The 19878-nt window shown below is 42.9% G+C and carries 22 protein-coding genes; 1 reads left to right on the top strand and 21 read right to left on the bottom strand.

The window, feature by feature from the left end; all coding sequences use genetic code 11:
- Positions 1-44 precede the first annotated feature (44 nt).
- The 4 genes from KCX82_RS12350 to KCX82_RS12335 are packed head-to-tail and all read right to left on the bottom strand — an operon-like array spanning position 45 to position 4160.
- Positions 45-1076, bottom strand: a complete 1032-nt coding sequence (locus tag KCX82_RS12350; protein ID WP_227018775.1) for an alcohol dehydrogenase catalytic domain-containing protein — start codon at positions 1074-1076, stop codon at positions 45-47.
- Positions 1077-1088: 12 nt separating this feature from the next.
- Positions 1089-2096, bottom strand: a complete 1008-nt coding sequence (locus KCX82_RS12345; RefSeq protein WP_227018774.1) for a Gfo/Idh/MocA family oxidoreductase — start codon at positions 2094-2096, stop codon at positions 1089-1091.
- A 27-nt stretch (positions 2097-2123) separates the two neighbouring features.
- Positions 2124-3014: a myo-inosose-2 dehydratase gene (iolE, locus tag KCX82_RS12340; RefSeq protein WP_227018773.1), complete on the bottom strand. Its 891-nt coding sequence runs from the start codon at positions 3012-3014 to the stop codon at positions 2124-2126.
- 18 nt (positions 3015-3032) lie between these two features.
- Positions 3033-4160 carry a Gfo/Idh/MocA family protein gene (locus KCX82_RS12335; protein ID WP_227018772.1) on the bottom strand — a complete coding sequence of 376 codons (1128 nt, stop codon included), beginning with the start codon at positions 4158-4160 and terminating at the stop codon, positions 3033-3035.
- A gap of 184 nt (positions 4161-4344) precedes the next feature.
- Here KCX82_RS12335 and KCX82_RS12330 point away from each other — a divergent pair, with 184 nt between their 5' ends.
- The gene (locus KCX82_RS12330) at positions 4345-5205 is read left to right on the top strand and encodes an AraC family transcriptional regulator (RefSeq protein WP_227018771.1); all 861 of its coding nucleotides are present in this window, start codon (positions 4345-4347) and stop codon (positions 5203-5205) included.
- Between the two features lie 109 nt (positions 5206-5314).
- Here the strand turns inward: KCX82_RS12330 and KCX82_RS12325 are convergent, their stop codons facing one another.
- From KCX82_RS12325 to KCX82_RS12245, 17 genes are all read right to left on the bottom strand, one after another.
- Positions 5315-6130 (bottom strand): alpha/beta fold hydrolase, encoded by an 816-nt coding sequence (locus KCX82_RS12325; RefSeq protein WP_227018770.1) that lies wholly within the window; start codon positions 6128-6130, stop codon positions 5315-5317.
- A gap of 334 nt (positions 6131-6464) precedes the next feature.
- Positions 6465-6935, bottom strand: a complete 471-nt coding sequence (locus tag KCX82_RS12320) for an HD domain-containing protein (RefSeq protein WP_227018769.1) — start codon at positions 6933-6935, stop codon at positions 6465-6467.
- 79 nt (positions 6936-7014) lie between these two features.
- Positions 7015-7485 (bottom strand): 2-amino-4-hydroxy-6-hydroxymethyldihydropteridine diphosphokinase, encoded by a 471-nt coding sequence (gene folK / locus KCX82_RS12315; RefSeq protein ID WP_227018768.1) that lies wholly within the window; start codon positions 7483-7485, stop codon positions 7015-7017.
- Positions 7482-7847 (bottom strand): dihydroneopterin aldolase, encoded by a 366-nt coding sequence (gene folB / locus KCX82_RS12310; RefSeq protein ID WP_227018767.1) that lies wholly within the window; start codon positions 7845-7847, stop codon positions 7482-7484. The genes folK and folB overlap by 4 nt, the downstream gene beginning before the upstream one ends.
- Positions 7840-8661, bottom strand: a complete 822-nt coding sequence (gene folP, locus KCX82_RS12305) for a dihydropteroate synthase (protein ID WP_227018795.1) — start codon at positions 8659-8661, stop codon at positions 7840-7842. Before folP ends, folB begins: the two co-directional genes overlap by 8 nt.
- A 55-nt stretch (positions 8662-8716) precedes the next feature.
- Positions 8717-9277 carry a GTP cyclohydrolase I FolE gene (gene folE, locus KCX82_RS12300; protein ID WP_227018766.1) on the bottom strand — a complete coding sequence of 187 codons (561 nt, stop codon included), beginning with the start codon at positions 9275-9277 and terminating at the stop codon, positions 8717-8719.
- A gap of 17 nt (positions 9278-9294) precedes the next feature.
- Positions 9295-10599 (bottom strand): bifunctional folylpolyglutamate synthase/dihydrofolate synthase, encoded by a 1305-nt coding sequence (locus KCX82_RS12295; RefSeq protein WP_227018765.1) that lies wholly within the window; start codon positions 10597-10599, stop codon positions 9295-9297.
- A gap of 3 nt (positions 10600-10602) precedes the next feature.
- Entirely contained in the window at positions 10603-11940 is a 1338-nt protein-coding gene (locus tag KCX82_RS12290) for a butyryl-CoA:acetate CoA-transferase (RefSeq protein WP_227018764.1), read from the bottom strand.
- A 20-nt stretch (positions 11941-11960) separates the two neighbouring features.
- The gene (locus KCX82_RS12285) at positions 11961-13625 is read right to left on the bottom strand and encodes an amidohydrolase (protein ID WP_227018763.1); all 1665 of its coding nucleotides are present in this window, start codon (positions 13623-13625) and stop codon (positions 11961-11963) included.
- A 105-nt stretch (positions 13626-13730) separates the two neighbouring features.
- Positions 13731-15218 carry a sodium/pantothenate symporter gene (gene panF, locus KCX82_RS12280; RefSeq protein WP_227018762.1) on the bottom strand — a complete coding sequence of 496 codons (1488 nt, stop codon included), beginning with the start codon at positions 15216-15218 and terminating at the stop codon, positions 13731-13733.
- A 20-nt stretch (positions 15219-15238) separates the two neighbouring features.
- A complete protein-coding gene (locus KCX82_RS12275) occupies positions 15239-15523 on the bottom strand; it encodes a YhdT family protein (protein WP_227018761.1) in 285 nt (94 codons plus the stop codon).
- 43 nt (positions 15524-15566) lie between these two features.
- A complete protein-coding gene (locus tag KCX82_RS12270) occupies positions 15567-16097 on the bottom strand; it encodes a 2-oxoacid:acceptor oxidoreductase family protein (RefSeq protein WP_227018760.1) in 531 nt (176 codons plus the stop codon).
- Positions 16098-16844 (bottom strand): thiamine pyrophosphate-dependent enzyme, encoded by a 747-nt coding sequence (locus KCX82_RS12265; RefSeq protein WP_227018759.1) that lies wholly within the window; start codon positions 16842-16844, stop codon positions 16098-16100. It abuts the gene before it with no gap.
- Complete coding sequence (gene vorB, locus KCX82_RS12260) at positions 16841-17920, bottom strand: 3-methyl-2-oxobutanoate dehydrogenase subunit VorB (protein ID WP_227018758.1); 1080 nt, start codon at positions 17918-17920, stop codon at positions 16841-16843. The genes KCX82_RS12265 and vorB overlap by 4 nt, the downstream gene beginning before the upstream one ends.
- A gap of 14 nt (positions 17921-17934) precedes the next feature.
- Positions 17935-18153 (bottom strand): 4Fe-4S dicluster domain-containing protein, encoded by a 219-nt coding sequence (locus tag KCX82_RS12255; protein ID WP_227018757.1) that lies wholly within the window; start codon positions 18151-18153, stop codon positions 17935-17937.
- A gap of 100 nt (positions 18154-18253) precedes the next feature.
- Positions 18254-18952, bottom strand: coding sequence for an ATP-binding protein (locus tag KCX82_RS12250; RefSeq protein ID WP_227018756.1), 699 nt, complete (start codon positions 18950-18952; stop codon positions 18254-18256).
- A 7-nt stretch (positions 18953-18959) separates the two neighbouring features.
- Positions 18960-19874: a ketopantoate reductase family protein gene (locus KCX82_RS12245; protein WP_227018755.1), complete on the bottom strand. Its 915-nt coding sequence runs from the start codon at positions 19872-19874 to the stop codon at positions 18960-18962.
- Between the last annotated feature and the right edge of the window lie 4 nt (positions 19875-19878).

The following is a 19878-nucleotide window of genomic DNA, read 5'->3' as shown; positions in this document are numbered from 1 at the left end:
TGTTTTAACGGCAGGGTCTCTCCTTTTTATCCGTTGTTTTACAGTCAAAACGGATACAGCACGACTTCCAGGGCTTCGCCTTTACGCATGGCTTCCAAGCCTTCTCCAAATCGTTTCAGCGGTAATTTATGTGTAATCATGGACTTAAAATCAACCTTTTGACTCTCCAGCAGGTTCGCCACATTACGGAGAGTATTCAGGCCAATGAAGTTGCCATAGATCGTAATGCCCCGTGCGGTAATGTCATTTTGACTGATGGTTTGCTCCGCCTGAGCGTTCATACCGAATAACAGAATGGAACCGCCGTTCTTCACGGTCTTCAGCGCTTCAGGAAGAAGTACGCCTACGGCGTCGATTACAATATCCGCTCCCTCCCCTTTTGTCTCGTCCAAAACGCTCTGAGTCAGGTCTTCTTTCTGCGGGTTGATTACGCGGTATGCACCGTTCTTCATTGCATGTTCAGAACGGAACGCTGATACTTCGGACACTAGGACCTTTCCGGCACCGCAAGCTTTCATCAGTGTGGTGAAATATAATCCAATAGGACCGCCGCCAAGAACGAGAACCGTATCACCGGGCATCACCTTGAGCTTTTTTACCGCACCCATCACGCAGTTCAGCGGTTCTGCAAAGATTGCATCATCGATAGAGACATCCTTGGATAATTTGACAGCCGCGCTTTCCGGAAATACTGCATACTGGGCGAAAACACCGTCGATGTGCACACCCATGGAAGAAATATGTATGCAAAGGTTGCTGCTTCCTTCCATACATGCCGGGCAAATGCCGCATGGCAGATTGTTATCCAGGATAACATGGTCGCCAGGCTGAAAAGCGGTAACGCGGGCTCCGACCTCCACGATCTCTGCAATGCACTCATGTCCAAGGATAATACCGGGATTTGCAATCACTCCGGGAGGATTCCCGAGGATGTGTACATCTGTACCGCAGATGCTTGCGGCTAGTATCTTTGCCAGAACCTGATTATCGTGATTGACAACAGGCTTGGGACGCTTTGTAATTTCATATTTTCCGATTTCAGTAAAAACAACCGCATCCATCATTTCTTGAGTCATAATTGATTCCTCCTATTTTTTGCCTGCTAAATATGCATCATGCAGTTTTAAACAAAATTCCAAACTGCCCGTACCGTCCTTTGCCGTAATTTCCGGCTGACGATTTTCCAGAATGCAATTTGTAAAATTCTCCATTTCGTTGTAAAATGCTGTTCCCCAACGCTCCAGAAAGCTTTCCTGACACTCTTCCAAAACGCCTTTCCCGGTAAACTGGGAAATATAGTTTTTGCGAGGTACACTGTTGATTCGTAAAGTTCCGCAGGTTCCTACAATTTCAGATTCCACATGGCTGCAAGTACCGGTTCTGCCTACCTGAATGTATGCGGTAGTTTGATTGTCAAACTTAGTCAGTGAAAAACCATTGTCATAATCATCATAATCAGCCAGTCCCTTGCAGACATAAGCGCCGCCGGTTGCAAAACATTCTACGGGTTCACCTCTCAGAAACCAACGGGCCAAGTCTGTATCATGGCTGCCCATTTCGATAAACCACGGTACATAAATGCCTTTTTTCACGCCTTCAAGGTGAGCATCCAGCACCGAAGCAGGATCCAAGCTAACACCGCGAAACAGAATCGGAGCACCGATTTCGCCTGCACGGATTTTACGCATTGCTTCTGCATAGGATGGGTCAAAACGGCGCATAAAGCCCACCGTAAACAGTTTCCCTTCATTTTTAGCAACCTCTGCCTCAATTTCTTTGCAATCTTCCACTGACTTTGCCAGAGGTTTTTCACAGAAAATGTGCTTATTTGCCTGACTAGCCTTGATACACTGCTCCTTGTGTGCGTCTGCACCGGTTGCAATGACGATGGCATCAATATCCGGATTTTTCAGCATTTCATCATAATCCGTATATCCATGCGGAATACCGAATTTTTCTTGAACCTCCTTCACTCGGGACAGAGTTCTTGCACACACCGCAATTACCTCCGCGTTTGGCACACGGCACTGCAAATTTGTAATATGCATCGTTCCCATGCTGCCAATTCCGACAACTCCAAAACGTACTTTTTTCATTTCAAAAGCTCCTTTCATAACAACTGTTCAGATACCGGCGGTTTCTCGGATATATTTGCGTGACATGAGCGCATATTCAAAGGGATTCGCCAGATTCGGATCCTGCTCTGCTTCAACGATGAACCAGCCTTCATACCCCACTCTATCGAGTGCCTTGAATACTCTGGAAAAATCGATACAACCGTCTCCCGGAACCGTAAAGCAGCCTTCTAAAACAGCTTTACGAAATTTAAAGCCGTCTTTGTATGCCTGCTCCATCTTTTCCGGACGAATATCCTTCAGATGTACATGACCGATGCGCGGAGCAAACAGATTTGCGGCTTCCACTGCATCTTCCTTTGAGAATGTAAAGTGTCCTGTATCATAGCAAAGATAGACATACCGCGGATCAGTATGGTCCATCAGGCGCTTTGTCTCGGCCAGTGTCTGGACAACCGTCGCCATATGATGGTGGAAGCAAAGCTTGAAGCCCCGACCGGATGCGATTTTACCCAGACGGTTCAGGCCGTCACACAGCTTCTCCCACTCCCCGTCCGTGGCAATAGGCTTGTTATCTCCAAACATGGAACACTCTTCTGCAAACAGACATCTGGTCAGCTCGCAGACATTGATGCGGGTTGCTCCCAATGCCTCCAGAAAATCCAGCTGAGCGATAAAGGCTTTCTCATTTTCTTCATATGGGTCAGAGCATAAGAAAGAGGAAAACCATTGGCTGGTGATTGCGATGCCACGCAGATCCAGCGCTTTTTTCAGTACTTTCGGATCGGTGGGGAATTTCCCTCCCACTTCGGTTCCCTGGAATCCGGCAAGTGCGGCTTCCGAAATCATTTGTTCAAAGGTCAAATCACCGCCAAGCTGCGGCATATCATCATTGGTCCAACCGATGGGCGCAATGCCTAGTTTTACATGCTGAAACATTTGTCATTCCTCCCTTTCCTAGCATTTTTCCCACTGACGGGTTTGAAGCGATCTGACCACTGCACCGATGATACCATCAACCTTCGCCCCCATTTCAAAGTCACATATGTATTCTTTTCCGTTCATAGCCTGCATTAAAGCATGAGCCTGCAGCGTTTTCATATCGTCAAAGGCAATGGCAATCCCCCCTGCCGGTTGGAACCATTTGAAACCCTCGTGCTGAGGGTTGAGCAGTACGGTACGGAAGCCGCAGTCACGCCCACTGTCCTTGTCTGCATCTTCTTTAAAGTATACCTGAACCTCACACATGCGCTCCAAATTGTAAACAACAGAGCCTTCCGTACCCTGAATTTCATAATAGAAGTAGTTCTTTCGTCCGGTTGACACACGGGAAGAGGAGAAATCTCCGATGGCGCCGTTCTTATACTTGACAAGGAACGTAATGACATCGTCATTTTCTACCTTTTGAAGCTCATCAGATCCAGCAAACTTCGGCCGTTCCGGAATGACGATAGAAGAAACCGCGTTAACTTCCTCCATATCACCGCAGATCATCTGGGATACGGATAGTAAGTGAGAACACAGATCTCCCAGCGCACCGGAACCTGCCAGCTTATTGATGTGGCGCCAGGTGATAGGAAGGCTGGGATCCAACAACATATCCTGGTCGTATGTAGCATGAACCCGCATAATCCTGCCCAGCTTGCCGGTTGCAACCAAATCACGGACATAAGCGTTCGCCGGGTTCATAATGTTGGAGAATCCGCAGTAATTGACGACGCCCTTTGCCGCCGCAAGATCAGCCAGCTCACGGGATTGCTCTGCGGAAATGGACAGAGGTTTTTCGCAGAAAACATGCTTGCCGTTTTCCAGTGCGTATTTTACCATTTCATAGTGCATGCAGTTCGGTGTTGCAACATCCACTAAATCAACGTTCGGATCAGCGCAGACCTCTTTCCAGTCTGTTGTGTATCGGTTATAGCCTAACACCTCTTGCATTGTTTTGGCCTGCTCCTCGTTATTGTCCGCAATCACCTCAAAGATGGGGACATCATCGCCGAAAATCATTTTTGCGTTGTGAAATGCGGTAGTGTGCGCTTTTCCCATCCACCCTGCTCCAATTAATCCGATTCGTACATTATTCATTTTTTTTGCCTCCATTTTTTAAATTTTATGTATTTTGTGGGATTTTCCCCGCTTTCATGCAGTATTGCTTTTTGTTATATTCGTATTGTATACTTCTATATATCACGTGTCACTGCCGAGTCTTGCGGAAAAATATACATTTCTTGCTATGTTTTAAAGGAAGTAAGCAGGAAGGAGCAGCATTATGGAAAATTACCAAAAAGGAATCATAACCCACAAAGAACCTGGGATTCTAAGAAAAGACGGCATCTATTTTTATAATCCCTCTGATTTCGCCCAGGAGCATTTGTTCTATCCTCATTGGGGTGCCGAATACGTATGTACCAAGCCCTACTGCGTTGACCGCAGTGAGCAGGAAGTGTTTGATACCTTTATTTTATTCTATATCGTTAAAGGCGAGCTTCTTTTCCGCTACCGAGGAAAAGAGTTTACCGCCGTCGGCGGCGATATTGTGCTGCTGGACTGCAAGTACCCCAATTATTATCGTGCTGAATCGGAGGTGCAGTTCCGCTGGATCCACTTTACAGGCAATGCCTCACAGGCCTATTGCGACTTACTGTATGCCAGACAGCAGGGGCACTTGCCCTGTCACCCGGACTTGGGCGTTTATTTTGCCAATTTGCTGCGCAGCATTAGAGCCAAGAATTTCAATGAACACTACTTTTCGCTCCAATTGCACACCATTTTAAGCGGCCTTGCCTCTCAAACAAACACAAGTCCCCTGATGCACTCTGCTGTGCTTTCGGCTAAGAATTATATGGAGCTGCATTTTGCCGAACCAATGACAATTGCGGATATCTCTGCTGTCGTTAATCTGAGCCAGTATCATTTTTCTCGCCTGTTTAAAGCCGAGACAGGGCGTTCTGTCCATGGATTTCTGTCGGATATCCGGATGAATCATGCAAAAAAACTGCTTTCGGAAACGAATACGTCAATAGATGAGGTGGCGCAGCAATGCGGTTTTTCATCTACCTCCCATTTCATCCGTGCGTTCAAACACGAGATGAATATTACGCCTGCGAGGTTTAGAGGATTGTTTCGATAGCTTGAGTCAGGCATATAAATCAGCAGATGCCATGCAGTCAAAGCTAAAAAAATTTGCAAAAAATTAAATAGTGGGGTGCAAAACCCCACTATTCATCTTTAGTATGTTATTAACCGATAAAGTCTTTTACTTCCTTGTTAAATTTGGCGGCATCTTCAAGCTGAAGGCCATGTCCGCAATTTGGGAATCCGACGAGTTTGGAACCCTTTATCATTTTATTCAGATACTCGCTGTTTTCCCTGTTATAAAGGCAGCTTTCCTCACCAAACGTAATCATTGTAGGAACCGTAATCTTCGGTAATAACTCCCTGTAATCCCGTGAGCTCATGGAAACCCACATACGGGTCATTACGGTAGCGGAATTCTTGTAGGCTTCCTCATAGTTCCACTGGAGGTCTTCTTTATTTTTGCAGCCTGATTTAGCGTATATAGCCGGAACAAATGCATCCGCAAATCCCTTCCAGTCCTCATTCATTGCTACCATTGTAGCCAGATTGTCTTCCATGGTGAATTTACCGTAAAGTCCAAATTTATATTCATCATCGGTGATCAGCTTTGACGTCATGTCGATGATGATCATTTTTTCGATACCGTCAAATCCAAACTGCTGCACGTAATCAAACATAACGTAAGTACCCATAGACCAGCCGACTAACGATACATTCTTTAAGCCGAGAAAATCAATAAGGTTTTTCAAATCCTGCGCATACCTCGAAATCGTATATCCATAGTCGGGCGTCTCTGATAATCCATGACCCCTGAGGTCATAGCAGACAACTCTGTAATCTTTAGATAATTCAGGTATTTGTTTCTTGTAAAATAAATGGTGGGCCGACCAGCCATGGATAAGAATAATTGTCTTTTCCCCTTCTCCCTGTACTTCATAGAACAGCTTTACATTGTCATCAGTTAAAAAATACGCCATAATAATAACACCTCCTGATTTAAAACATACTTATATTTAATGGTAAACAATTTTAATTCTAAAATTCTTAATTGCAAGTATCGTTCCACTTTTATCCGATTCTTATTAAGCCCTCCTTTCCAATAATTTTCCATTGGTCTTATGGAAAAATTTTTTAAACAAGTCAATTCGGACGTAAAAAAACACGGAATTTGTAAAGCATTCCGTGCATAATTATAAATCGATCTCGAAGTTATGTTCGCTATTGTTTACGATTTTATGAAATATCATAAATAAATGTAAAATTTTCCGGATTTTTGTCCGATTTTAGACTCCATGTTTCATACAGAAAAGTTTAATAAAGTAAAAAAGCTTCCCCATAAAACTTTCTGCATGTTTTTTTTGCTTTACAGAGAATGCAGTTTCGGGATAATTTATCAGCTCTATAGAGAATATCTGCTAAAAGTGTGGTGCCGCTCTTCTTCCTATGTTCTTCAATAGCAGTTAGTACTTCCTTTATCTCTATTTCTGTAAAGTCACATTTTTGAAGAATTCCTGCAGCAAGCTCTCTACTTGCGATAGCATGGTCGATACCATTTTCATATTCCATCCATCTGCCAATGTCATGAAGGAGCCCCATTGCATATAGGATCTCTTTATCGATATGAAGCTTCTCCTCAAGAGATAGGATATAAGCAATTCTTGAAACATCAAGAAAATGCGTCATGTCATGACGGCAGTAGATCCTGTCAGCTTCTGCTTCTTGAATTTTATTTAAGTAATCCAGATATTCAGTGTCATTAAGAATAGAATCAATTCTTTGCATTTTAATCCCTTTTGTTTCTAACGCTTAAATTTTCGGCTGTGAAAAATTCTCTTGCATCTATACGATTTACAAGGCGGGTTCATGACTGCCTTGTTATTTTCTCTCCTTTAAAACTTTCCATGATCTCTTTTATACTTTTACCGGAAACGATAAGATCCGATGCGATTTCATAAAGCGGAACCATGACAAAAGCTCTTTGCTGCATCCTTGGGTGAGGAATGATAAGATTTTCCGTTTCAATTTCCTGATCATCATATAAAAGGATGTCTATGTCGATAATTCTGGGGCCGTTTACAATTGTCTTAACCCTCTTCATTTTACTTTCAATATTTTTTGCAAAGTAAAGAAGATCTCCGGAGGATAAGTCCGTTTCCCCTTCAATAACCATGTTTAAAAACCATGGCTGATCCTTAAATCCAACAGGTTCCGTTTCATAAAAGGATGATTTTTTCAGTATGATAACTTTTTCTGAAAGTAAATGAAGGGCATATTCAAGATTACTTTTCTTATCTCCAAGGTTCGTCCCAAGACTCAAATATATTTTACTCATGCTTCCCTTTCCCTTTCTATTTCTACCCCAAAATAGTCAAAGATTCCGGGAACCGGAGCCTCAGGCTTTTTAACCCTTATTCGCAGCTTTTGAACCATCGGATAAGACGAAAATATCTCACTGCAGATCCTTTCTGCCAAACCCTCAAGGAGGTTAAACTTTTCATTCGTGACAATTTCCCTTATCTTCTCATATGCTTCTCCGTAGTTTACAGAAAAGTTCAGGTCATCAGTTTCCCCAGCTTTCTTCAAGGAAAAAGAAAGGTAAGCATCTACCAAAAACTTCTGTCCAAGGTTTTTTTCAGCTTGCAAAACGCCATGGTAGCCATAGAACGCCATATTCTCCATAATAATTTTATCCATTCATTTCACTCCTGATAATCGCATCCGTGACCTTTGCAGCACGCATGTTTGCTAAAACATTATGCACTCTTACAATATCCATTCCCTGAACGATTCCTAGAACAGTGGTGGCGATCGTCCCCTCATCTCGATCCTTTGGAGGAACATCCAGTATTTTTCCAATCATGGATTTTCTCGATGCTCCAAGAAGTACCGGATAACCGAGGGATTTAATCTCTCCTAACCGGCTCATTACCCTTAAATTTTGCTCGGGAGTTTTTCCAAATCCCAATCCGGGATCTAAAATGATCTTGTCATCCTTAACACCTGCTTCCGCCGCAATCCTTACAGATTCCATAAGAAACCTCTTTATTTCCTCGATCATATCTCCTTCATATTCGGTGCCGTTTTGATTATGCATCAGAACCACAGGTGTACCGTATTTTGCAGCAACAGATGCCAATCCCTTGTCTTCTTGAAATCCCCAAATATCGTTGATCATGTGGATTCCATTTCTTACTGCTTCTTCTGCAACTTCAGCTCTTATGGTATCTAATGACAGTATTGCACTTGTTTCCCGCTTAAGCCTTTTAATAACCGGAATCACCCTTCTAAGTTCTTCTTCGGCAGTAATCCTTACATGGCCCGGTCTTGATGACTCTCCGCCGATATCTATGATATCGGCTCCGTCTCTCAGCATTTTCTTTGCATGCTCTACAGCCTTATCCACTGAGACGTAATCTCCGCCATCAGAAAATGAGTCGGGAGTGAGATTCAAAATACCCATAATGAAAGTTTTTTTTCCAAATTCAAGCTCATGACCGAAAAAGCTCATCTTCCTTTTTTGAGAAATAAATCGAATATTTTTATCCATCGCCTCTCCTGGTTTTTTATTTGCTGATCATTGACATGACCTCTGCTCTTGCCTTTGAATCCGTTTTAAACAATCCTCTGACAGCGGATGTTACTGTCTTGGAACCGGGTTTCTTAACTCCCCGCATGGTCATGCACATGTGCTCAGCTTCAATAACAACAATGACTCCATAAGGTTCTAATTTCTTCATAATGGTATCTGCAACAGTGGCGGTGATCCGCTCTTGAAGCTGAGGCCTCTTTGCGACAGTCTCTACAACCCTTGCAAGTTTGCTTAAACCTGTAAGCTTCCCGTTTTTGGGGAGATATGCCACATGGGCTTTCCCAAAGAATGGTACGAGATGGTGCTCGCACATTGAATAAAAGGGAATATCCTTTACCAGAACCAGTTCCTCGTACTTTTCATCCTGAAAATATATTTCAAGACCCTTTTCCGGATCCTCATAGAGTCCTGAGAAGATTTCCTCATACATTTTTGCCAATCTCTTTGGGGTATCAGCTAGCCCCTCCCTGTCCGGGTTTTCTCCTATCGCAAAAAGAATTTCCCGTACAGCCCTTTCTATTCTTTCCTTATCCATGAAAAATGCTCCTTTTATCAATTTTCAGTAAAGTATTTTCTTATTTCACCTATATAATATAAGGAACCAAAGGCACAGATAATCTCATCGGGCAATGCAAATTTTAGGCACATGCGAATTGCCTCTTCTGTACTTTCACATGCCAGTGCATTCAAAGAATGAGATTCGAGAAACAATTTCAGATCTTGAGCTTTCAAGGCACGTGAGTTATTCGGTGTTACAGTAATAAAGCTTTTAGCAATCGGAGAAATCACTCTTATCATTGCCTTATAATCTTTATCCGAAAGCACTCCTATCATAAAGGTTACTTTTTTACCTGGAAATAACTTTTTTAAATTATCATTCAGTGTTAATACACCTTGAACATTATGTGCCCCATCGACAAGAAAGACAGGCGATTGATTCACCATTTCAAATCTTCCGGGCCACTTGGCTTTTGAAAGACCTTTCCTTATTATTTGTTCATTAACTCTATAACCTTTTCCTTGCAGAACTTCTATTGTCTTAATCGCTATTGCGGCGTTCTTGATCTGATGATCTCCCAACAAGGAAGTTTCAAGGGAAGTATACGCTTCATAGTCAAACTTCTGTTTTTGAAAATTAAAAGATTTTATTTGCAGACTCGAAAAATCCACTTTGTGAAGCTTTGCTCCCTGCCGTTCACATACCTGATCCACTACGGTCTGCACATCCTCTTCCTGCGGGTATAACACAACATCACATTCTTCTTTAATGATACCCGCTTTTTCACTTGCAATTTCAGTCAATGTATCTCCAAGAACATCCATGTGATCGTAATTGATTGTTGTAATTACTGCCACTTCAGGCTTACCGATAATATTTGTCGAATCAAGGCGTCCCCCAAGTCCTGCTTCCAACACCACAAGGTCACATCCTTGTTCAGCGAAATATTGAAAAGCCAGCGCTGTGATTATTTCAAACTCAGTGGGACTGCTTCCCCCAGAACGTAGTATCAGCTCTATTTTTTCTTTCATACTGCTTATGATCCGTGCAATATCGCATTCTGGTATTTCAGTATGATTTACACGGATCTTTTCACTGAAGCGTTGAATACTTGGCGAGGTAAATATTCCGACTTTATATCCGGCTTCGATTAGAACACTGCTGATAAAGCTTACCGTTGAACCTTTTCCATTTGTTCCTGCAACATGTACGTATTTTAGCATCTTTTGCGGATTTCCCATAAAATTAAGGAGCATTTCTATAGCTTCCAATCCAGGTCTGATGCCAAACTTTTGGGTCTTATTTATATACTCAATCGCTTCTTTATAATTCATTACTGTTATTTCCTGTTGTTGCATTTATTATTTATTGCTTTTCTTCCAAATCTTCATTTTTTCCGCTTCTTTTATTAATTCTTCTCTAAAATCAGGATGGGCGACAGATATGATTGCTTCGCATCTCTGCCAGGTTGATAATCCTTTTAAATTGACTTTCCCATATTCTGTAACAAAATAGTGGATGTTCGTCCTGGTATCTGTTACAATAGATCCTTGATTTAAGGTTGGTAAAATGCGGGATTTCATATCTCCGTCTCTTGTTTTATAGGTTGAAGAGCAACAGACAAAGCTCTTGCCACCATTAGAAAGATAGGCTCCTAATACAAAGTCTAATTGCCCCCCGGCGCCGCTAATGTGTCTGATACCGGAAGATTCAGAATTAACTTGTCCAAATAAGTCCACTTCAACACAATTATTAATGGATATAAAGTTATCTAGGGAGGAAATGGATCGGATATCATTCGTATAATTAACCGGGGCACTCATACACTCGGAATTATGATCAAGGAAATCATATAGCTTTTTCGTTCCGGCAGCGAAAGCGTAGGTCTGACGGAATCGGTCTTTACTCTTTTGGGACCCATTGATTTTGCCTGCCTCCGATATATCCACAAAAGCATCGACATACATCTCGGTATGCACTCCCAAATTTTTCAGATCAGATTTTGCAATCAATGTACCGACCGCATTGGTCATTCCTCCGATTCCCAATTGTAAGCAGGCTCCATTTGGAATTTCCTCCAAAATCAGTTCGGCAACAGCCTCATCAACGGGGGTAATCGGACTTACCCCCAGTTCACCAATAGCGGGATTTGAACCTTCTACGATCCTATCTACATCTGAAATGTGAACGCAATTTTCAAAACCGCCAAGACAATTCGGCATATTATGATTTACTTCAACAATTACTTTTTTCGAGGTTTCACAAACTGCAGTCAAATGGGATGCATTCGGACCGAAATTAAAATATCCGTGCTTATCCATAGGAGCAACCTGGAATATGGCAACGTCATTTGGACATATGGAGTCTCTATAGTATCTCGGTAGTTCCGAATATCGAATCGGACTGTAATAGGCGATTCCCGATTCAACAGCTTTTCTTTCTATCCCGGACATATGCCATGAATTCCAAGTAAAATGCTCCTTTGCATCTTTAATTTTGAAAATTTCCGGCATCCATAACAAAATTCCGCCTCTAAATTTAATGTCATTCAGTTCTTCTAAACGTGCTGCCAAGGCTTTATCTGAATCAACCGGTGTGCCTGATGCCCAGCCATAATCAACCCAGTCCCCAGATTTTATGATCTTAACAGCTTCATCAGCACGAACTAATTTTTGCTTGTATTCATTTAAGTACTTCATTTCTATCGCCCTTTACGTATTCATTTATCTTCCGGGTTGAAACGTTCATATTCGATTACACCGTCAATCATAGTCATATCAACCTTTACGTCTCTGATTTTGTCTTTCCGGCATGACAAGATATCTTCAGATAAAACAATCAAGTCTGCATATTTACCGGTTTCTATGCTTCCTTTCACGTCTTCTTCATAGCTGGAATAAGCACCATTGTATGTATAAAGTCTGATTGCCTCAAGAATGCTGATTGCCTGGGTTTGATCCACCGGCTCATCGGTAACCCGGTCGCAGCGGTTTACACAGGAATCAAGCAGTGTCATGGATTCCATCGGACCGGAAGGAGCGTCACTGGCAAGGGATACTTTAATGCCGGCATCGATCATGCTCCGGAGCGCCATGAAAAACTTCATTCTGTCTCCATAAAACTTGGTATAATTTCTTCCGTTCCACGATAGAAATCCTGGATTGCAGGACGGACAGATATTCAGCTTTGCCATTCGGTCAATCAGATCCTGATCAACAATAGCACAGTGTTCTATCCGGTGTCTGGCCTCCGGTCTTGGATTGGTCAGAAATGCTTTTTCATAACCTTCTACCATGAATTCAATGGCCAGGTCTCCGACGGCATGGGCTGATATCTGACAGCCAGCATCATTCAGCTTTTTAATATATTCTGCGGTCTCTTCCCTTTCCCATCCCAGGATGCCCGGCATATCCGGATCATGGCTGTATGGCTCTCTTGTTGCACAGGAAGGTCCGCTGGTTCCGCCGTCAATCATAAACTTGCATGTGCCGATTTTGAAATGTGCATCTCCGATTCCGCTTTGCAGTCCCAAGGCCAGAAAATGGTCATTATCCGTCAAGGATACAGGTTTGCCGAAAATGCTGTGCAGCATCATATATTCCCTAGGCTTAAATTTTCTTTCCCGGCAGAGTCTTTGCATGATTTTATAGGACGGAGCATCGCATTCCCCTGCGTCATGCACCGAAGTGATCCCATTTTCGAGAAGGAGCTGATTTGACTTCATTGCAGCTTTGATTTGCTGCTCCTCCGTATAAACCACCTTACTCCAAAGATAAAAATGGGTGTGATCTTTTACCATTCCGGTTAGTTTTCCATGCTCAACTACAATTTCATCTTTTGCATACTTTAATGCATCCGCCGCTTCCTTCACACCAATTGCTTCCAGCGCCTTGGAATTATAAATGCAAACATGCCCGCATGTCCTCATACATTGAACAGGATGATCCGGTGCCGCTTCATCCAGTTCTTGGATGGTGATATGTCTTTTCTCTTCAATCCGGTTCTGGTCATAGCCCATCATGGAAATCCATTGTCCCGCCGGTCTTTTGGCAGCTGCTTTTTTTATTAAAGCTAAAATATCTTTAATAGATTTGCAATTTGCATAACCGGTGTTGATAATTGCGGCATCCTCATTATTTCCAAAAAAACCGTTTAAAATGGGATGGTAATGCGTATCGATGAATCCGGGACTAAGAGTTCTACCACCAAGATCAATGATTCTGGTGGTATCATCAACTATTTTTTCCAAATCTTCGTTTGATCCAACAAAGACAATTCGATTCCCTTTGATTCCGACCGCTTGTTCTATATCGTCATTCCCGTTTATCGTAATAACCTTTCCATTTTTAAATGCAATATCCACGTATGAAAAATCAAAATTCATAAAACAAGCTCCTAACGTTAATCTTTACTCTAAGCAAACTCTGATTTAAAGGAAGGTGCGCATCTGGACGGCCATCTGCGCACCTCAAAATAGATCAGTGTTTTCCTAATTCTTTTCACTGAAAAACAGTTCCAACGTTTCATCGCTGGTCTTCTTTCCGATCAAGCTCCCAACGATAAATGCAATGATCGCGATTGCAATCGTAGGCACAATATTATGCATACCAAAGAAGCTTAGTTTAAAGTATCCGCAATACAGGAAGAATCCGACACCGCAGATAAAGGATAGAATTGCGCCTGTGGCATTTGCTCTTTTCCAATACATTCCGAAGATGATCGGGCAAAGAAATGCTGCTTCCAGGCCTCCGAAAGCAAACAGATTGATCCAGACAATCAAATCCGGCGGTACAACGGCCATTGCAAATACAATCAGACCAATAACTGCAGTACCCCATGTACTCATCTTGCCAATCTTCGCATTGAATTTTGCATCTTCGGCCTCAGTGTGATTCTTAATGATATAATTCAGATAAATATCTTTGATAATTGCAGCGGACGCCAGGATAAGCAAAGAGGATACCGTTGACATTACAGCAGCCAACGGTGCTGCCAGGAACAGCCCTGCCACAACCGGATGCATTACCTGCATTACCACAGTTGGAATCACCAAATCGGTAGAAGCAAGATCAGCCGGAATAAGCACTTTTGCGAATACACCGGAAATGTGCATCCCAAGCATTAAAAAGCCTATTACGATGGTTCCGTAGATCATTGCATTATGTAATGATTTGGTATTCTTGAATCCCATGCCTCTGACCGCAGTCTGCGGAAGCCCAAGCACACCGAGACCAACCAGTATCCAGAACGACAAAACATAAACCTTCGCTGAGCCGTTTCCTGTCGGAGAACTCCATTCCGGATTGATTTCGTTTAATTTTACAACGATTGTATCGACACCGCCTCCGGCATGAATGATGGAGTATAAAATGAGAATGGTACCGAATACCATAACTAACCCTTGAATGGTATCGGTAATAACTACCGCTTTAAATCCTCCGATGGTAGTATAGATTACTACAATCAGGGCAAACAGAGTGAGGCCGACAATATAAGAATACCCTGTTACGGTTTGGAATAATACTGCACCGCCGATAAATTGACCGATCATCATAGCAATAAAGAATAATACCAAAGCAATGGAAGATAAGATAACTACTGCAGGTGATTCATATCTTGCACGAAGATAATCCGTAACGGTAACTGCATTGATTTTTCTGGATATTACAGCAAACTTTTTACCCAGCACACCCAAAATCAGAAATGCTGTTGGTACCTGAATCATGGAAAGGAATACCCAGGAAAGTCCTTTTGCGGAAGCAACTCCCGGACCCCCGATAAAGCTGCTGGCACTTGTAAAGGTAGCAATCAGAGTCATGGCAAGAACCAATCCGCCCATGGATCTTCCTCCGATAAAATACTGATTGATAAATCCGCTTTTGTTTGCGGCTGCCTGTTCTTTGCTTGCCCAAATACCTACTGCCAGATTAATGACAAGGTATAACGCGATTGGAATTACGATTAACATCTTATCCATATTATCATTTACCTTCCCTTCTAATTCACTTCTGAGTTGTTATCATTGCTTTCCAGATCAAAGTCCTTAAAGACAAATTTAACCAGGATCACAACTGCAACTGAGGTCAGGATCCATCCGACAACACAGCTTAGGAAAAACCACAATGGAAGCCCAAATACGAATGTATACTCCGATGGGGGTGTGGCTTCACCGATACCATAACCGGTGAAATACCACCAGAGAAAGAACAAAGCGTATAAAGCTACTGACCACAAGGCTTCTTTTTTCATCTGATGATTCCTATCTTTTTCCGATAATCTCATACTTTTTTCCTCCTTTAAAATAAAGAATTAGAATTAACGGTTATTATGCCTTCCATGCTGTCAATGCTTGCTTATTCAAAGGTAACAGCTTTGCTTTGTTACCAGTAAATAACTTTTCCATTACTTTTTCGATACTTTCCAGCTTTACGATTCCCGTTTTATTTACAATCGCACCCAATACAACCATATTGGAGACCTTATCATTATGCAGACTGACTGCAATTTCATTGGCATCGATAGAATAAATTTCCACATCATTTCTTGCAGGCTGCTCTTTGATCAAGGAGGTGTTGACAAAAAGCATACCCTCCGGCTTAACGATCGGTTCAAATTTAACAAGAGAAGGCAGATTCATCGCTACAACAGCGGTTGCCTCCGTTACCACCGGCGAACTGATTTTTTTGTCTGATACAATTACAGTACAATTGGCAGTTCCTCCGCGCATTTCGGGTCCGTAAGCCGGCATCCATGTAACTTCCTTGCCTTCCAGCATTCCTGCATAGGCAATCATTTGTCCAATCAGCATAACACCCTGACCGCCAAAACCTGCGATTACTAATTTATGAGTCGCCATTTATTTCACCTCCTCAGGACATTTTAAATTGCCAAGGGGATAATATGGGATCATATTTTCCCTGAGCCATTCCAATGCCTTTACCGGATTGTAACCCCAGTTGGTCGGACAAGTGGATAATATCTCCACGAAGCTGAATCCAAGTCCCTTCTGCTGGACTTCGACGGCTTTCTGAATCGCCTTTTTTGCTTTTCTGACGTTTGCAGGAGAATCCAGAGATACTCTTTCTACAAAAACTGCTCCGTCCAAGGTCGCAAGGAGCTCTGCCATCCGGATCGGATTCCCGGATACTTCTGTCTTCCTTCCTTCTACCGTTGTGGTGGTTTTTTGCCCGGCCAGGCTGGTTGGAGCCATTTGCCCGCCTGTCATACCGTAAATTGCGTTATTGATAAAAAATGTGGTAAATTTTTCACCGCGGCAGGCTGCCTGTACAATTTCGCCGGTCCCAATAGAAGCAAGGTCTCCGTCTCCCTGGTAGGTAAATACGATTTTGTCGGGCTGAGCTCTCCGAATCCCGGTTGCGATGGCAGGTGCTCTGCCATGGGTGGATTCACACATATCTACATTCATGTAGTGATGCGCCAGAATGCTGCATCCGATAGGAGCAACCCCGATCGTTTCCCCAAGCAGCCCCTTCTCTTCAAGAACTTCCATGATAAGGCGATGTGAGATTCCATGGGTACAGCCCGGGCAATAGGTCGTTTCTTCCGGAAGCATTCCTTTTGTAAATTCAAAGACAGTTTTCATTTTGCCACCCCCAGTGCTTTCTTCGCATCCGCTGCAATTTCAGGTGGGGTAATCAAAATCCCCCCGACTCTGCTGGACAGAGAAACCGGAAATCTTCCATTGGTTCCGATTTTCACATCATCTATCATCTGTCCTCTGCTTAATTCTACCGATATTACGGCTTTCGTATTATTCGGAATTTGGTCAAACGCTTCATAAGGGAACGGCCACAGACTGATCGGCCTGATCAATCCGGCTTTGATTCCTTCTTCTGAAAGCAAATCTATGGCTTCTTCTGTAATTCTTGCAGTGGAGCCGTATGCAACAAAAACCACATCTGCATCTTCTAATCCAATTGTTTCATACCTGACCAGTTCCTTTTTCGCCTTCTGATATTTCTGGTCAATTTCCATAATTCTGTCTTCCAGCTCTTCCGGTTTTAAATATAAGGATCTAATTACATTGTGGGGTCTTTCTCCCTTTGTTCCAGTCAATGCCCAGGGTTTTATTTTTGAAATATCCTCAGTAGTTGCTGCTGGAAGCGGATCCGGCAGAGCGACAGGTTCCATCATCTGTCCCAGTACTCCATCCGCTAAGATCATGACAGGATTTCTGTATTCTTCTGAAATCTGAAATGCCTTAGCCATCATGTCCACCGCTTCCTGAATGGAGGACGGAGCAAACACAAATAGGTGATAATCTCCGTTTCCGCCGCCCCGGGTAGCTTGATAATAATCGGCCTGACCTGGCTGAATACTTCCAACTCCCGGGCCCCCTCTAGATACATTTAAAATTACTACGGGAATCTCTGTTGAACAAATAAAGGAAAAGCCCTCTTGCATTAAAGCGATTCCCGGAGATGATGAGGAAATGAAAACTCTTCCTCCGGCTACTGCGCCGCCATAAGCCATACTGACAGCTGCAAGTTCACTTTCTGCCTGAACAAAGGAACCACCGGCCTTGCCCAGTTCTCTTGACATATATTCTGTTACTTCATTTTGAGGGGTGATCGGATAGCCAAAATAATATCTGCAGCCGCTTCGGATGGCAGCTTCTGCAAAAGCTTCATTTCCCTTCATCAGAACCTTTTCACTCATTTTTTTCACTCTCCTTAGTCTTCCCTATAAACACTGATGGCACCATCCGGGCACATAACAGCACAGCTGGCGCAGCCGGTGCACTTACTTTCATCTGTTATGCATGCAGGACGATAACCTTTTAAATTGATTCTTGTTTCATGAAGTTTCAGTATTTTTACAGGACAAACGGAGATGCACAGCTCACAGCCCTTGCATCGTTCGTCGTCAAATTTTACTAGACTTTTCTTCATATAAATTCTTCCCTTCTTCTCCCTAGTACTCTGTTGCAACAATTTTCCTCACCGAGTAATGCAACTTTAAGTGCAACAGAGTACTTGCAATGCTTTATTGCTATCGATCCAGCCAATTATCCCGCATATACAGTTTTATCGGGAATATTTTAAAGTCCTGAATTCCACTGGTCTTTGCTTTTAGATCACCCATTAGACCTTCCACACAGCAGTTGTACTTTAAAGGTATGTGAAGTATGGAGGACAGCTCTTTGCATATGTAATAGCCCTTTACCATATCCTCAGCACTTGTTTCCATCAACTTGTGCGTATTGTTGATTAATCCGGTGACCTTCAGATTTGTTTCGCTTTCAATCCTTTTGATATGACCTAGTGCACCTTCTACAGTGCTGGTTTCCGGCCTGTTCACGTTGACTACACAGAGTAAATCGCAGTCAGTGCCTTTCAAGTATTTATCAAATTGGATCAGGATTCTAGCACCCAAATCATCCCCGCCGGCGTCAACCACCGTCTGACAGGAGGCATCCTCAAGAGGCGCTTTAATTTTTGCTGTAATAGCGGGAAGATCAGCCGTGATGTCGTATCCAAAAGTATTACTGTATACTTTGATTCCTTTTCCCTCGAGCAGCTGCTGCCGTTCTCTGCTTCTGAAATATGGGTTTGCAATATCAAGATCTGCAAGTGCTGTCTTCTGCCCTTGCTCTGCTAGCTGCAATGCATAGTTTACAGAGAACTCTGTCTTTCCGCTCCCATAATGTCCGACAATCACTCTGATTCTTTTTTCATTTAAAGCTGGCATAACTCACCTATTTTTGTATATACTTTATCAAATTTGTCAGTACCAAATTAACCGGAGTGGCAATTCCTGCCTTCGCACCTTCTTGAACAATGGCTCCATTAATCATTTCAATTTCTGTCTGTTTATGATTGAGAACATCCTGCAGCATGGAAGATTTATTAGCAGCAGTAGCAGCGCATACTGCTTTTGTATGGCTGATCGGGTCATCATAGCTTAGGGTAATGCCTTTCACTTTCGCAACAGCATGTGCTTCCGAAACCGCCGCTTCCAACAGTTCCTCAATTTCCGGATGATCCAGCAGTTCTCCGTTTTTGAGTTTTGTAATCCCTGTGAGAGCGTTTATTCCAACGTTTATAAGCAGTTTGTCCCAAACGAGTCCAAGAACATTATTGGAAATATCCGTTTCCAGATCCGCTGTTCTCAGGACTTCGGCGACTCTTTCAATACGATCAGTCTGATTTCCGTTTAATTCTCCAATTATGGTTTTGCCCTTTCCGGCATGGCGTATTTTCCCCGGACCCAGCATGGTTGCTCCATGCGCTGTAGTACCGGCGATCACATTGTTATCTCCGATCTCAGCACGGATTAAATCAATATTTCCGAGTCCGTTTTGAAGGGTCAATGCAATGGTATCTGGCCCGAAAACTGCTTTGTTCGTTTTTACTGCAGCGCTGGTCAAGGTTGATTTTACAAATACAATAACAAGATCACAAATTCCGGCCTGATTTGCATCCAAAACTCCTTTTACTGCCCGATATGGGATTAGTTCACCATTTTCTTCCATCACGAGGCCGTTTTCATTGATGGATTCAATGTGTTCCTTCCAAACGTCGATCAGATAGACTTCATTCGTTGGAACTGCAGACAGCTTTGCTCCGTACAGGCAGCCCATTGCGCCTGCGCCGACAATTGCAATTTTCATTTTT

The organism is Sinanaerobacter chloroacetimidivorans (assembly GCF_018128545.1).
Classification (GTDB): domain Bacteria; phylum Bacillota; class Clostridia; order Peptostreptococcales; family Anaerovoracaceae; genus Sinanaerobacter; species Sinanaerobacter chloroacetimidivorans.
This window is presented reverse-complemented; position numbering and strand designations above follow the sequence as displayed.

What these genes read in the sequence shown, in the direction of transcription:
- KCX82_RS12350 (WP_227018775.1), bottom strand. Translation starts at nt 1,076, where the DNA reads ATGACTCAAGAAATGATGGATGCGGTTGTTTTTACTGAAATCGGAAAA.
- KCX82_RS12345 (WP_227018774.1), bottom strand. Translation starts at nt 2,096, where the DNA reads ATGAAAAAAGTACGTTTTGGAGTTGTCGGAATTGGCAGCATGGGAACG.
- iolE (WP_227018773.1), bottom strand. Translation starts at nt 3,014, where the DNA reads ATGTTTCAGCATGTAAAACTAGGCATTGCGCCCATCGGTTGGACCAAT.
- KCX82_RS12335 (WP_227018772.1), bottom strand. Translation starts at nt 4,160, where the DNA reads ATGAATAATGTACGAATCGGATTAATTGGAGCAGGGTGGATGGGAAAA.
- KCX82_RS12330 (WP_227018771.1), top strand. Translation starts at nt 4,345, where the DNA reads ATGGAAAATTACCAAAAAGGAATCATAACCCACAAAGAACCTGGGATT.
- KCX82_RS12325 (WP_227018770.1), bottom strand. Translation starts at nt 6,130, where the DNA reads ATGGCGTATTTTTTAACTGATGACAATGTAAAGCTGTTCTATGAAGTA.
- KCX82_RS12320 (WP_227018769.1), bottom strand. Translation starts at nt 6,935, where the DNA reads ATGCAAAGAATTGATTCTATTCTTAATGACACTGAATATCTGGATTAC.
- folK (WP_227018768.1), bottom strand. Translation starts at nt 7,485, where the DNA reads ATGAGTAAAATATATTTGAGTCTTGGGACGAACCTTGGAGATAAGAAA.
- folB (WP_227018767.1), bottom strand. Translation starts at nt 7,847, where the DNA reads ATGGATAAAATTATTATGGAGAATATGGCGTTCTATGGCTACCATGGC.
- folP (WP_227018795.1), bottom strand. Translation starts at nt 8,661, where the DNA reads ATGAGCTTTTTCGGTCATGAGCTTGAATTTGGAAAAAAAACTTTCATT.
- folE (WP_227018766.1), bottom strand. Translation starts at nt 9,277, where the DNA reads ATGGATAAGGAAAGAATAGAAAGGGCTGTACGGGAAATTCTTTTTGCG.
- KCX82_RS12295 (WP_227018765.1), bottom strand. Translation starts at nt 10,599, where the DNA reads ATGCAACAACAGGAAATAACAGTAATGAATTATAAAGAAGCGATTGAG.
- KCX82_RS12290 (WP_227018764.1), bottom strand. Translation starts at nt 11,940, where the DNA reads ATGAAGTACTTAAATGAATACAAGCAAAAATTAGTTCGTGCTGATGAA.
- KCX82_RS12285 (WP_227018763.1), bottom strand. Translation starts at nt 13,625, where the DNA reads ATGAATTTTGATTTTTCATACGTGGATATTGCATTTAAAAATGGAAAG.
- panF (WP_227018762.1), bottom strand. Translation starts at nt 15,218, where the DNA reads ATGGATAAGATGTTAATCGTAATTCCAATCGCGTTATACCTTGTCATT.
- KCX82_RS12275 (WP_227018761.1), bottom strand. Translation starts at nt 15,523, where the DNA reads ATGAGATTATCGGAAAAAGATAGGAATCATCAGATGAAAAAAGAAGCC.
- KCX82_RS12270 (WP_227018760.1), bottom strand. Translation starts at nt 16,097, where the DNA reads ATGGCGACTCATAAATTAGTAATCGCAGGTTTTGGCGGTCAGGGTGTT.
- KCX82_RS12265 (WP_227018759.1), bottom strand. Translation starts at nt 16,844, where the DNA reads ATGAAAACTGTCTTTGAATTTACAAAAGGAATGCTTCCGGAAGAAACG.
- vorB (WP_227018758.1), bottom strand. Translation starts at nt 17,920, where the DNA reads ATGAGTGAAAAGGTTCTGATGAAGGGAAATGAAGCTTTTGCAGAAGCT.
- KCX82_RS12255 (WP_227018757.1), bottom strand. Translation starts at nt 18,153, where the DNA reads ATGAAGAAAAGTCTAGTAAAATTTGACGACGAACGATGCAAGGGCTGT.
- KCX82_RS12250 (WP_227018756.1), bottom strand. Translation starts at nt 18,952, where the DNA reads ATGCCAGCTTTAAATGAAAAAAGAATCAGAGTGATTGTCGGACATTAT.
- KCX82_RS12245 (WP_227018755.1), bottom strand. Translation starts at nt 19,874, where the DNA reads ATGAAAATTGCAATTGTCGGCGCAGGCGCAATGGGCTGCCTGTACGGA.